Below are 11,836 nucleotides of genomic sequence, written 5' to 3'. Positions count from 1 at the left end.
TTAAAACTTATGACGAATGCCGGCCACAATCGCTGTCTGGTTACTGTTGCTCGACGGCGAGAACAGATAGATGTCCGCCTTGGCGCCGGCCGCTTTCTGGTAGTTGCCGAACACGTACACGTCCGTACGCTTCGACAGGAAGTAATCGATGCACAACTGACCCATGTTCCAGTGCGGCGCATGGTCAAACCCGCCGTATTTCCCGCTCGTGTAAATGTAAGCGGCCGATAGCATCAACGCCGGCGTGAGGAAATACGATGCGTTGACGTCGACGTTATCCAGATGCAGGCTGGTTCGGTCCAGATAGTCGTAGCGCACGTCCGTCACCATGCCCGCCATGCGCAACGCTCCCACCGTGTACTGGCCGCCCACGCCGAATTCCCGCTGACGCCGCACGCCAGCATTGGAGTTCAGCGGGCTCGAGTGGAACAGCACAAACGGCGCGCCTGCGTAGTCGTCCGTAACTGCCCCGTTTGCGTTGCCGCCAACACCGGGGTTGTCGGTGTTGAGAAACACCGCGGCGAGTTTCAGACCGCCGTTTTCATAGGCAGCACCGGCGCTGACCGAGCGGTTCATCGCCCATTGGCCAGCCGCATTGCTCATCGCATACATCACCTCGCCGCGCAGTCCCGCAAAAATCGGCGTCTGATACTTCAACGCGTTGTTGTAGCGATAGCTGCCGAATACGTTGTCGTTGTCGCCGATGTGCGCGCCGAGCCCTTCCGCAGCTACGGGGGCCTCGAAGCCCGTCAGATAGTCGAACGGGACGTCGTACTGACGGCCGGCCGTCAGGGTTCCCCATGTGGTGCTGCTCAGTCCGACGTAGGCCTGGCGACCAAACATGCGGCCGCCCTGCTGAAACTTGCCGTTCGTGATATCGAACCCGTTCTCGAGTGTAAAGATGGCGCGTAGGCCGCCGCCCAGGTCTTCCGTACCGCGCAGGCCGAAGCGGTTGTTTTGCATCGTTCCGGGAATAAGCTTCAGGTTCGACTTCCCGCCTTCGTTGCTGACGTATCCGACCCCTTCTGAAAGAAGCCCATATAACGTCACCGTGCTTTGTGCGTGAGCGGCGGGTGCATGCGTCCCGAGCATTGCCGCCGCTGCGATGCAGCCCGTTACGAGGCGCAGACCTCCCTGTGTTTTCGTCGTTTTCATCAAAGTCTCCAAGATTGTTTTATCGCCGTCGTTGCGGCTTCTACTGCGCGGTTGGGAATGAGAGGCCCGGCAGCTACTCGGTCTGCTCGATCAGCAGATGCAGCTTCGCGAGCAGGTCCCGATCGGTCATGATGAACAGCCGGACGTTGACGTCGGCGGAAGTGGACTGGTGGCTGGTCCAGTGCCAATGGGGAATCGTGAAGACGTCGTTCTTACTCCACTCGATCGTCGTGCTGCCGATCGTCGAACGTCCTTCACCCTCGACCACAAGACAAATGGCGTTCGACGTGCTGCGCGACGCGCGCGTCTGCGCGTGCCTGGCGAGTTCAAGCATGTAGCAGTCGAGGGTCGGCATGATTGCGCCGCCAGTCAGGGGATTCACGTAGCGCATCCGCTTCGAGCCGTCCGGCGCCGGCGGCATCGCGGCTAACGCATTCAGCATGTGTTCTCCCGAGTATCGATAGAGCGGCGAGAAAGGCACCGGCGCATGCGGCGGATCGGGCACGAAGCCGCCGGTCAGCAACGACGCGTCCGCGAGCGCCGACGCGTCCTTCGGGTAGCTCAAATCGTCCGGCGCTTCCTCGAAGAAAAATCCATCGAGATACTGTACGAGCGGCACGTCGAGGCCGTCGAACCAGACGATGCGCTCATCCGTGTCGTTCACATGCTCATGCCAGCACCACGCGGGGTTCGTGATCAGGTCACCCGGCGCCATCGGGCACTCCTGACCGTTGACGAACGTCGCGCCGCCTTTGCTCGACATGATGAAGCGCAGCGCCGACGCGCTATGGCGATGCGGGCGCGCGGATTCGCCGGCCTCGAGAATCTGAATGCCGGCTTGCAGATTGGTGGTCGTCACGACTCTCGGCGCGAAAGCGGGATTGGCGAACAACACCACGCGGCGCTCCGCCGTTTCGAGCGACACTTCGCGCGCCGCGGTGTCGACCAGGCCGGCGAGATCGGCCCATGACCAGTGCATCGGTTTGTCGGCGCAGCGCGGCTCGCGGCTCGCGATTTTCATATACAACTCCCACAGCGGCGCCGTATCGAGTTCGTCCATCCGCGTGAGCAACTTGTCGTATTCGTTCATGATCAGTCTCCGATATTGGCGCGCCGACTAGATCGCATTGACCGCCACGCGCATCGAGCCGATGCCGGCGATCCGGGCTTCGATCGTGTCGCCGGGGACTACCGGCCCGACACCCGCCGGCGTGCCGGTCAGAATGATGTCGCCGGGATGAAGCGTGTAGAAACGCGACGCCATTTCGATGAGGCCCGGGACGTCCACGATCAGGTTTCGGGTGTTGTTCTTCTGACGCGGCTCGCCGTTCACGGTCAGTTCGATATCGAGCTGGGACGGATCGCTCAACTCGTCGGCGGTGACCAGCCACGGGCCCACCACGGCAAAGCTGTCCACCGACTTGCGAAATGACCGTTCTTCCGGACCCCGAACGGTCATGTCCAGCCCGATTGCATAGCCGGCGACGTGCGACAAAGCATGCTCACGGCTCACGCGATTCGCCGCTTGACCGATCACAACGGCCAGTTCCAGCTCGTGATCGTTGCGCCGGTCGAGATGGCGCAGCCACACGCCTTCCGTCGGCCCGACAAGTGCGCTAGCAGACTTGAGGAAAAGTCCGGCCTCCTGGATCTTGTTCAGGTGCTGATAAAAATTGGCCGGATCGGCATCGGCCTCGTTCTTGTGGTCGAGATAGTTGACAGGCGCGCAGACGATCTTGCTCGGCGTGGCAACCGGCGCGTAAAAATCGACAGACGTAACCGACTGCGCCGCCGCGCCTGGCCGCACATCGCGAACGGCCTGCAGCACGAGGTTCCAATGCCTGAATAGCGCATCGCCGAACGGCTGAGGCCAACGTTCTGGCGGCAGCACATCGAGCGCGGAAGTCACGTCGAATACAAGATCATCTTCGACGACGCCGAGACGGTTCTGGTTGAAACGGCACAAACGCATTGCATGCTCCTCCGTTGGTATGTAGTGAGCCTTGGCTTGCGCCGCTCACTGATCTCTCATATAGTACGTACACAGATTATCACAGTGCTTTTCATTGTCAAGACGGAACACCGCACCACCTGAATACAGTGGCTGCTGAGGAACCAGACGGGAAGGAAACGGTACGGAAATGGAGGGACGCTCTCTCGCCTGCTGTTCAAGGAAGCCGCGGTGACGATCGATCAATCGTCAGCCAGCGCGTCAACGCCGGCTGAGTGAGCGTGGCTGGACACTCGTCAGCGACGAGGTTTTGTGACACGATATTGAAGAGGAGACTTAAGAGATGACTATCCGGATCGCCGCACTAGGTGTGAGCCACTGGCATTCCATTTATGACGCAGCCTACTTGCGGCATCTCGCGAGGATGCCCGAAGTCGAACTGATTGGCGTTCAGGACAGTAACCCGGCTGTCGCTGCGCAGCGTGCCACGGAGGTGGGCCACCCGGCCGTGTTCGCGAGCGCCACCCAGATGCTCGACACGCTGCGCCCCGATTTTGTGGTGGCGCTGGGGCGGCATGACACCATGGCTGGGGTCGCGCACGATCTGCTCGAACGGAGGCTGCCGTTCCTGATGGAAAAGCCCATGGGACTGAATGCGAAGGAAGTCGCAACAATCGCCGAAAGAGTTCGTGCGCAAGGTTCGTATGTTGCAGTCCCGATGCCGCAGCGCGACTCCGCTTTCGTACGGCACGCGCGCAGGATGCTCGCCGAAGGGGCCTTCGGACCGCTATCGCATCTGTACATCCGGACCAACCGGTTTACGTCGGCCCGCTATCCCGCCTGGAATTGTGAGTGGATGCTGGATCCGCAAGCGTCGGGTGGTGGCTGTCTGCGCAACCTCGGCATGCACGGACTCGACATCTTTCTCTCTCTGACGGGTGAAACTGCATGCGTCACCGGCGCACAATTCGGCTATCAGGCATTGAGAACCCGCGTGGAAGACTATGCGAGCGTACTTTTACGAACGCCCACCGGGGTATGCGGCACCCTCGAAGTGGGCAATACGTACCCCCGCCGGACAACGGAGGGCGTCCAACCTGGAGCGGGGCGCGACAAGCTGCTCGATGGCGCGGATGGCGAGTGGAAAATCGTCGGGCGCGACGCATTGCTGATGGCCAAGGACGGCAACATCCGTATCGTGACTGCCGATGGAGAACAGAATTTTTCCGACCTGCCGACGGAAAACCCGGCGTACCACTGCCTCGCCAGCATCCTTACAGCGTGGCGGGATGGACTACCTCCGCCAGTCGGCGTCGAAGATTGCCTGAACGCTGTTCGTCTGATCGATGAAGCCTACGCGTTGGGCAATGCAACAGCCGCGTAACGGGTGAATTGACGCACCCGCCGGCCCGCCCACGCAGCAGCGCCGACCTTCGGCCTGCTGCTTGCAACGCAGTTGGGGGGCGCCGGGGATGTGCAGTTTCTGCACGTCCTCGGCAAATCGTCACAGGACGGAGTATCGTGCGCCGCGTGCTATGATCTGACGATCAAATTTCATGCGGTGCAACTCGATCCCGTGGTTCAGAAAACTCTTTCCGAAGTCCTTTACAAGAAACCCGGCCACCTGATTCGCCGGCTACAGACGCTCGCCGTTACGCTGTTTCTCGAGGAAGCGGACGGTCTCGACACGACCTTCGATCAGTTTTGCGTACTTGCCGCTGTAATGGCTTCGCCCGATGCCGATCAGTTGCGCATCGCGCAGGCCACCGGCTTCGATCGGTCCACAGTGTCAGGTGTGCTGACCCGACTCGAAGGTAAAGCGCTGATCACACGCGAGACCGACGCCGAAGATCGTCGGGCGAAAGTCATTCGAGCAACGAAAAGCGGACAGGCGATGTATCGCAAGCTTGCCGAGTCTGCAGATCGGGCGGACGCTCGCCTGCTGGATGCACTGAGGGCACGCGACCGAAAGCGATTCTCACGCATGCTGGCGGCCCTTGTTCGCGATACCAACGAAGTCTCGCGCGTCCCAATGGGAAGCCCGGAAGACAACGCATCACTTGGCCGCTCCCTTTATAGCCGGCCGACCTACCAGATGCGTCGCCTGCAACAGTTTGCTGTCACCGTGTTTCTCGAAGAGACCGCCGGCTACGACATTACGCCGGTACAGTTCGGCGCGCTAGTATCAGTGCTCGCTCGACCTGGTATTGATCAGATAAGGCTGTCCCAAACAGTCGGCTTTGATCGCAACACCCTTTCCGGTGTGCTTGAGCGGCTAGAAACCAAAGGCTTGATCACGCGGGAGCCGAGTGCTACGGATCGTCGGGCGAAAGTCCTCTTTTTGACGGTTGCCGGCCATCAGTTATATGAGACGGTTTTTGACGCGACCGAACGGTCGAACGTTCGAATGTTGCACGGACTCGATGAAACCGAGCGCAATATGTTCCTCGCGATGATGGAGCGTCTCGTGTGGGCGCATAACGACACCAGCCGGGCTCCGGTAGATGAATCTCATGCTGGCGGTCCGGCGGGTCAGCTTCGTGCCGACGCCTGATGCGGCAATACGAAGCTGAAAGCGCGTCATATAGGCTGAACTGAAGCCTTTCATTCGATTCATGGATTGAGGACTGCGGCTATCGTGCCTTATGCGATCGGCTTTGGTCGGTAGAGTCGAGATGTGGCGCGGTAGCCGTAGGTTCGGCTTGTCTGTTGCAGCCTCTTTCGTCTGGCGGTGCCCGAATATCCTCGCCTTAACCCCGTTTCCACATCCCGCTCATCGAACCCAGCGTGCAGATCTCCCGCACTGGGCTCTCGGACAAGACATCACGCCTTCACACACGCCAGGCTACGCCCCCACGCCCTTACCGTTTCACTGTGGATCTTGGCGTTCAGCAAATGGAGCGGATATTACTTACAGCAGCGGGAATTGCGCGTCCGCGAGTTAGAAGATCTAGTGCAGAGCGCGCGCGCTATTGCCACCGCGAGACCAATGGATGAATGGCGGTCGAGTAGCATGGGGGAACCCGGTGAGCTCGCCGCCTTTCTCGACCAGGCGGAGGAACTAAAAGCTGCGATCGACAGATCAATAAACAATACGCAATACCCGAGTTCTAATGAACCACTGCTTTAGGTGAGTAGATGAGACCGCTGAGGGATTGGACAGCCCCCTCATTAATAGCGAGACGTGCCATTCGCTGACGTCAGATTGCGAATGGCCGCTAACCGACTTGCTGCCGACGCAACGCCCCCTGCAGCCGAACGTCAGCAATGGCCGATTACGTGCCGCTCGAATGACAACGCAAGAAGGAAATTAACGTCCGGAACCCTTTCTGATAGCGCCTGCAAACGTTCCGCCGTTACCCCGTCGTTTATAATGTCTCATCATGATTTCACCGACGGAGAGCCTTAATCTATGAGTCAGTCACATGGGCGATACTCGGGATCTCGCGACAAGGGTCCGCGTCAATCGCGCCAAGGCCCAACGACTGCTCCGCATCGACAGAGCAAGCCATACATAAAAGTACAGTCCGCGCGGGAACCGGCACAAACGGCGTCCATTTTCAAGACGCGGTCGTTCAAATGGCTGGTCGAGACAGTGGGTGCAGAGAACATCGCACTCGGACTGGACTCTAACCTGACGCGTGTGACCGAACTGATCAATGGTGAAAGGTTCACGCCAGAAACGGCTTTCCACATTGAAACGACTCTCGGGCTACCCGACGGCTTTTTTGATCAGCCCAATCCTGCCCTTGCAGCAGAGACCATCAGTCGCTTGAGAGCGCCGCTTGATTTTTCTCGCGCGACCGCCGAGTCGGAGCCCGCGTACGGACTGGAACTGGATGGCGCCCATGCCATATTGGCGAATGACCGCCCTACCCTCACCGCCCCTTTGCTCAGAGAATCAGAAATGCCGAAGAGAATCGATGGCGGCGCTGTACAGCCCGTCGCGAAGAGAAAACCAGTAGCAGCAAAAACTGCCCCGCTACCACCGTTGAAGCCCGCATCTCCCAAAGCAAAGGCAACATCGAAGTCGGGCGCTCAACAGTCCCTGCCTTTGAACGATGCGGCAATACTGCAGAACACCCGTCGCGCTAACCTGCACGTGCTCACCAGTCGCAAGGGATCGAAGGTGCGGCTCAGTACGGTGATGAATATCAGTGCCTCCAACCTGGATAACCGTCTATATGGACAGAAGCGCATGGACGACACCGAAGCAAGCCGCTTTACTGAACGACTGGGGTTGCCGACTGGCTGGCTGGACGTTCCGCGTTCAGTCACGGACATTCCTGAGCCGGTGTCGGATCTGCTTGATCCTCTGTCGGGCCAGCCTGCCACCGACGAGCAACGCCCGCGAGCCGCAATCCAGCCGGAACCGGCAGTAGCCGTAAAAGCCGCGGGCAGGAAGGCGAAAACCGCGCGCGCCGGAGACACACATACTTCCGTGACGGATCGCGCCGGTGATGCCGCCGTCACGAATGCAGTGGCAAAGCACCAAAGTCGCGTCCTCCCGTCAGTCTCCGATCAAGTGGCTCTACAACTTGCTGACAGCAACGTCACACCGCCCGAGTCTCTCCAGCAGCCCGCGCCGGCTTCCTTCACCGACGTGGTCGAAGAACCACGCCGCACCACCCCGGTCACCAGCCTCGACGATCTGATCGGTATTGCGCCGATCGCTGAGGCTTTAATTAAGACGATTGCCGGTAAGGCACGTACCGGACGTCTGGACGAAATGAAAGCGCTGGAGCTATTGCAGCAGATTGTATCTCTCTGATCGGCACTGTCAGGTTGATGAGGAGGCGGCGATAGGATGAAGTGATGAAGAAAACGAAATCGCTTTATCACGGCCATCGCTTCCCTGCTATCGTCATCAGCTGCGCCGTTCGCTGGTACTGATATGACTTTGCGAGTCAATCGCGAGATTGGTTTCCAGGTTGCATCGACGCATGAATTTCCTGAGGGCGGCGCAGCAGTAAGTCTCGACGGTGGATCACACTGACATCCGCGGGTTGGATACCGCATTACAGAGGTCCGCCTCATGAGCCTGCCGCTAACTTCCGCCGCAAGTTGGTGATGCCCATTGCGTAATACCATCGCGGGTTGCTCGGATGCCGGGCTGCGCCGCCTTCAGGAAACTCCTTCGGTTGTTCGGGAAATCACACACAGGCCGCGAGCGGTTTGCTGCGAGGTATTGCAAGCGCCATGGCCAGTCGACTGATGTCCCAGATGAACGCCGCCAGTTCGCGGGCAATAGCCACGACCGTGATGTTGATGGGCTTGCCTCGCGCGGTCAGCCGGCGGAATCGTCGGCACAGCCGCACCTGGGCGTCCCAGGCGGGCGCACTGCGCAAGCCGGTCCTCGATCGTGCGCCGGTGTTCGTCAAAGGCAAGGTGCTGCCAGGCGCTGGGAAACGAACAGCGGCCCAGCCAGCGACGGTGCGCCTCGCCCCAGTTTGCGCTACCGGTATAACGGACGCCATGCGCGAGCAGGAACGACTCCAGTCGATGCCGTGCACGGCGCAGATCCTCGCGGGCAGCCGCCCAAGCGCGGGCGAGATCCCGGAATGCCTCGTCTTCAATGCCGGGCACGTACACGGCCGACGGGTCGTCGGCGCGTAGCGAGCGCGCCAGCTTGATGGCATCACGTCGGTCGGTCTTTACGCGCTCGCCCGGCTTGCGCGGGATCAGTGAAGGTGCGCAGACCATGCAGTCGAAGCCCTTCTGGACGAGCTGACGGTACAGCCCGTAACCACATGGACCTGCCTCGTACACGACGCGCACGTGCGGCGCCTTGGATTGCAGGCGTGTGCACAGGCGATCGATGTCGGCCCTGGTCGTACCGGTCTTGCCCAGCAGCTCGATCTCGCCCGCGTCGATCGCGTAGGCGACCGTGATCGAGTCCTTGTGAAGATCCAGTCCAACGTACACCGTGCTATCGTTTCGCATGCTGGCCTCCGTGGAGGAAATCGCCGGGGCATGGCACAGTCCACGCCCGTGCGGCTCTGACAGCAATGCTAACCCGCGTTCAGTTTCCCCACGGCGGGCCAGCCCTTGTCTCACGCAAAGTCATACTGCCTTCCGGTTCAGCCTGAGCCTGCGCGACATCGAGGAGTTGTTGCTCGAGCGTGGCGTCGTGGTCACGTACGAAACGATCCGTCGCTGGTGCGACAAGTTCGGCGCCGGATTTGCTTAGTGCGCCAAGGCGGTGCGGCGCAAGCCAGGCAGCACCTGGCATTTAGACGAGATGTTCGTCACACTGCGCGGCGAGACTTACCTATTGTGGCGTGCGATCGACGAGCACGGCGCCGAACTCGACATCCTGATGCAAAAGCGGCGCGACAAGGCCGCCGCCAAACGCTTCTTCAAGCGTGTGCTGCGCTCGCGCCCGGTGCCGCGCAAGATCGTCACCGATCAGTTGCGCAGCTATCCGGCGGCAAAAGCCGAGATCCCGGAACTTGCGAACGTGAAGCACGTGTTCGTCAAAGCTGCAGCCCGACTGAACAACCGCGCAGAGAACAGCCACCAACCGACGCGCGAACGCGAGCGTCGCATGCGCGGCTTTCGCGACCCGAAACGCACACAGAAATTTCTCTCGTGCTTCGGGCCGATCCGGCAACATTTCGCGCTCAAGCGGCATCTGCTGCGCGCTTCACTCTATCGCAAACAACTCGCGACGCGATTCGTTGCGTGGTGCGAAATCACCGAAGTCACCCGAAATCCGTCCCACGCTTTCTGAGGGTTGCTCTTTCCTGCCGTCTTTCCGCCTCAGTCTCGACAAGTTGACAAAGCCCCGAGGACAGCATCGAGAACACCTGCTCCACAGTCTTTCCTTCTGTGTCCAGCCGCTCCCGTTTGGGCGCGACACAGGAAGCCATAACCTCGCGGGCATCCTTTGCAAACAGCACGTTTTCGGATGAATTCATTGTTGACTCGCAAAAGAAAAAACGCGCCCGAAGGCGCGTCCAATGGTCGGAAAAGACGAAAAAAAAAGCCGCGACCCGTCTGGGTGCGGCTTTACATCTGGGACGCAGCGCTAGGCCACGTCACTAATCACTTCCCCCAATCGCGTTCGCGATCGCGTTTCTCGCCGTTGTGGTTTGTCCAGAGAAAGAATGCAGCAATGGACACGCCCAATACGAGGGTGAAGATAGTTGCGCCCATTTCATTCTCCTTTCATGGCTCGAAATCCAACATACCACAATAGTACCCCAACGACGGCAAGGATCGTCGCGCCACCGATTGTCAGAAAGTCCAGAGACGAGGACGCGTGCACATATCCTACAAAACCGCCGAGCGAAGCCGCTGGTTGACATAGGAGCGTCAACGCGGTGGTCGAGGAGGTCTTCGGCGAGATCGCCGAAGCGGGGCTCGCGCTGCATGAAGCGTACACCCGGTATGGCGCATCGCGGGTCTCCTGTGCGTTCTGCATCATGAGTTCGCTCGACGATCTGCGCGCTGCCGCCGGTTGCGCCGACAACCACGATCTCTATCGCGAAATGGTCGCGCTGAAAGCAGCGTCTACCTTCGCGTTTCAAGGCCAACGCTGGCTCGCCGACGTTTCACCCAACCTGCTCTCGCCTGCCCTGCAAGCGGACGTCGAGCGCGCCAAGACTTCAGCGTTGCAGCGTCAGACGATCGAGTCGGAGATTCCCACACATCTGCTTTTCACGGCTGGTTGGCCGACTGTGCGCCCGAGTGCCGAAGAAGCCGCGCTTCTCGCGAGCGTACGCACACGAGTCATGACGCATCCCTGTCAGATCGCGATAGCGGCAACGACGCGCGCGTCGGCTGCTACGGTCTGGATTGCTTGGAACTTCTCGTACATGCGCGTTTCTCCTGAAAAGGGAAATGAGCAAGCGCACGCCCGCGAAGGGATGTGCCCAGCGGGTTAAATCAACGGGATGAACAGATGTGGACGTCCGCAACGGACATCATTTGGTCGATGCGCGATGGCGCGGGTGATCCACGAACGATACCGGCGCGATGCGGGCGTAGTTGTGCGAATGGCTACGTTTTCGGCATGTCTCTTGGCGCGGCGTCGCAACTGTTAGCAACAGAAGATGTGGGTAAGGCTGTGCATAACTACAGCCCACGAATATCGACCGCCCGCCGCAGGCACTCCGCACGCCCGGTGCCTGTTTTTTGAGCTTCGTCGGACAGGTCGGGTGAGTAAGGCCGAAATCTTCATCAGCACGCCACGCGGCGGTCTAGCAAAAGGCATTAACACGTTACAGCCACTTCCGAACAATGACCCACGAATCCGGCATAGCTTTCCAGGACTCGATTACATTCGTCTTTCATTGCGGGAGTCAGAATGCTCGCGTCGGCATGAGCAAAGCCGTTGTTTTTCCTTCGTCTTTATGCATCCGCGCCTTTGGCTGTCGCCGGAAAATAGGGCATACGCTTGCGCACACGAGCATCGCCAACCACCCGCAGATATTCAATGAAACTCACTCATCGAGCCACGGTGTCCATCCTTGCTCTCGCGGTCGTCGCATCCGTGACCTCGATCGGACTCACGGCCCAGCAGCTGAGGCCGCAGCGAGGCCTGGTCGACGTCCTGATCAATACCGCAATCGTCAGCGAACTCAATGGCGTTTCCGACGTGGTGAAGGACATACCACCGTCCGCGCGTCGTGGCGTCCTGGCTCGCCACGGCGTCGCGCTCGTATCATGCAGTAGAAATCGCCCTCAAGCGGCAGTTCAACGAGGTCGGGCTGACGTGCGCACGGC

The 11,836-nt window shown here is 59.9% G+C and carries 7 protein-coding genes and 3 pseudogenes; 6 read left to right on the top strand and 4 right to left on the bottom strand.

Annotated elements, in window-relative coordinates; translation table 11 throughout:
* From PQR54_RS25420 to PQR54_RS25410, 3 genes are all read right to left on the bottom strand, one after another.
* Positions 1-1,092: a porin gene (locus PQR54_RS25420; RefSeq protein WP_408250544.1), complete on the bottom strand. Its 1,092-nt coding sequence runs from the start codon at positions 1,090-1,092 to the stop codon at positions 1-3.
* A gap of 136 nt (positions 1,093-1,228) precedes the next feature.
* Positions 1,229-2,245 carry a cupin domain-containing protein gene (locus tag PQR54_RS25415; RefSeq protein ID WP_408250500.1) on the bottom strand — a complete coding sequence of 339 codons (1,017 nt, stop codon included), beginning with the start codon at positions 2,243-2,245 and terminating at the stop codon, positions 1,229-1,231.
* A 27-nt stretch (positions 2,246-2,272) separates the two neighbouring features.
* Positions 2,273-3,127 (bottom strand): fumarylacetoacetate hydrolase family protein, encoded by an 855-nt coding sequence (locus PQR54_RS25410; protein WP_408250498.1) that lies wholly within the window; start codon positions 3,125-3,127, stop codon positions 2,273-2,275.
* Between the two features lie 322 nt (positions 3,128-3,449).
* Between PQR54_RS25410 and PQR54_RS25405 the strand changes: the two genes are divergently transcribed.
* The 4 genes and pseudogenes from PQR54_RS25405 to PQR54_RS25390 form a co-directional block, all read left to right on the top strand.
* On the top strand, positions 3,450-4,490 hold the full coding sequence (locus PQR54_RS25405; RefSeq protein ID WP_408250496.1) for a Gfo/Idh/MocA family protein: 1,041 nt from the start codon (positions 3,450-3,452) through the stop codon (positions 4,488-4,490).
* Between the two features lie 90 nt (positions 4,491-4,580).
* Complete coding sequence (locus tag PQR54_RS25400; protein ID WP_408250494.1) at positions 4,581-5,660, top strand: MarR family winged helix-turn-helix transcriptional regulator; 1,080 nt, start codon at positions 4,581-4,583, stop codon at positions 5,658-5,660.
* A 1,089-nt stretch (positions 5,661-6,749) separates the two neighbouring features.
* Positions 6,750-7,877, top strand: coding sequence for a hypothetical protein (locus tag PQR54_RS25395; protein WP_408250492.1), 1,128 nt, complete (start codon positions 6,750-6,752; stop codon positions 7,875-7,877).
* A gap of 44 nt (positions 7,878-7,921) precedes the next feature.
* Positions 7,922-7,996, top strand: a pseudogene (locus PQR54_RS25390) (IS6 family transposase); the annotation flags it as partial.
* Positions 7,997-8,259: 263 nt separating this feature from the next.
* Here PQR54_RS25390 and PQR54_RS25385 read toward each other — a convergent pair.
* A pseudogene (locus PQR54_RS25385) lies at positions 8,260-9,049 on the bottom strand (IS110 family transposase).
* 130 nt (positions 9,050-9,179) lie between these two features.
* Between PQR54_RS25385 and PQR54_RS25380 the strand changes: the two are divergent.
* Both PQR54_RS25380 and PQR54_RS25375 read left to right on the top strand, forming a co-directional pair.
* A pseudogene (locus PQR54_RS25380) lies at positions 9,180-9,839 on the top strand (IS6 family transposase); the annotation flags it as partial.
* Positions 9,840-10,431: 592 nt separating this feature from the next.
* Positions 10,432-10,995 (top strand): hypothetical protein, encoded by a 564-nt coding sequence (locus tag PQR54_RS25375; protein ID WP_408250490.1) that lies wholly within the window; start codon positions 10,432-10,434, stop codon positions 10,993-10,995.
* Positions 10,996-11,836: the final 841 nt, after the last annotated feature.

Origin of the sequence: Paraburkholderia phytofirmans (assembly GCF_046028095.1) — a bacterium.
Classification (GTDB): domain Bacteria; phylum Pseudomonadota; class Gammaproteobacteria; order Burkholderiales; family Burkholderiaceae; genus Paraburkholderia; species Paraburkholderia phytofirmans_A.
This window is presented reverse-complemented; position numbering and strand designations above follow the sequence as displayed.

What these genes read in the sequence shown, in the direction of transcription:
- PQR54_RS25415 (WP_408250500.1), bottom strand. Translation starts at nt 2,245, where the DNA reads ATGAACGAATACGACAAGTTGCTCACGCGGATGGACGAACTCGATACG.
- PQR54_RS25405 (WP_408250496.1), top strand. Translation starts at nt 3,450, where the DNA reads ATGACTATCCGGATCGCCGCACTAGGTGTGAGCCACTGGCATTCCATT.
- PQR54_RS25410 (WP_408250498.1), bottom strand. Translation starts at nt 3,127, where the DNA reads ATGCGTTTGTGCCGTTTCAACCAGAACCGTCTCGGCGTCGTCGAAGAT.
- PQR54_RS25420 (WP_408250544.1), bottom strand. Translation starts at nt 1,092, where the DNA reads ATGCTCGGGACGCATGCACCCGCCGCTCACGCACAAAGCACGGTGACG.